The following is a 1344-nucleotide window of genomic DNA, read 5'->3' as shown; positions in this document are numbered from 1 at the left end:
CCGGCTGGACCTTGTGCTCCCGTTGCTCCATCATTTCCTGGTATTCCTTGTGGACCTGTCGCACCTGTTGCTCCATCGTTTCCATCTGCTCCCGCTGGCCCTACTGGACCGGCTGGACCTTGTGCTCCCGTTGCTCCATCATTTCCTGGTATTCCTTGTGGACCTGTCGCACCTGTTGCTCCATCATTCCCTGGTATTCCTTGTGGACCCGTTGCTCCTGTTGCGCCATCCGCTCCCGCTGGTCCTACTGGACCTTGAGGACCTGTATCTGCGTCAACCCATGTATATGTTCCAGAACCGTCGGTAGACAAAACTTGTCCGTTAGTACCACCTGTTGGTAATTCTATTTCATTATTTGGATCGTTATCTGCATCGTCTACATTATCTACACCATCATTATCTAAAATGATAGATCCTCCATCTGCTAATGCAACTGTTGATGTTCCATCACCGTTATTTGTTATTGTTGAGGCTTGGAATGATACCGGTGCTCCGCTTTCATTAGTATAAGTAAAGCTACCATCTCCATTATCCGCAAGGGTTGTTACAGTTTCTGATATTGTTACAGAAGCTACATTTAAATACAATGCACCATCTGTACCAAAGGCTAAATCGTTATTAGCATTAGTACTGATAAGATTAACCGATTCTGTACCGCCACCATCGGTAATCTCTAAACTACCGTCTGTAATTGCACTTCCTGTGTTATATTCGTTTCCGATAAAATTATCCGCATCATCAACATTATCTACTCCATCGTTATCAACAATAATTGTTCCGCCATCAGCTAGTACAATTGTTGAAGTACCATCTCCATTATCACTAATTGTAGATGCTCGGAATAAAACTGAAGTTCCACTTTCATTGGTATAAGTAAAACTACCATCGCCATTATTAACCAATGTGGTTACTGTATTGTTCGTATCTAATGTTACCGAAGTTCCAGAATCATCCGTAATGGTAAATGTACCATCGCCATTATCTAATACTGTTGAACGCTTTGCATCGAATGTAGTTACTACTCCGTCTTCATTTGTGTATGTAAATGTTCCGTCTGCATTGTCTACTAAAGTTGATAGTGTTTCTGTAAATGTTGTTACCGTACCATCTTCTGAGGTATACGTGAAACTACCATCACCGTTATTTACCAAGGTAGTTACCGTATTGTTGGTATCTACTACTGCCGAGTTTCCTGAATCATCCGTGATTGTAAAGGTACCATCACCATTATCTAATACTGTTGAACGCTTTGCATCGAATGTAGTTACTACTCCGTCTTCATTTGTGTATGTAAATGTTCCGTCTGCATTGTCTACTAAAGTTGATAGTGTTTCTGTAAATGTT

Annotated in this window: 1 pseudogene; it reads right to left on the bottom strand. The window is 41.6% G+C overall.

Annotated elements, in window-relative coordinates:
- Positions 1 to 1344: pseudogene (locus tag Q4500_RS18590) on the bottom strand (hypothetical protein); the annotation flags it as partial.

It is taken from the genome of Maribacter sp. 1_MG-2023 (genome assembly GCF_030547005.1).
Lineage (GTDB): Bacteria > Bacteroidota > Bacteroidia > Flavobacteriales > Flavobacteriaceae > Maribacter.
The sequence above is the reverse complement of the archived record's forward strand: the minus strand, read 5'-3'. Positions and strand labels throughout refer to the sequence as shown.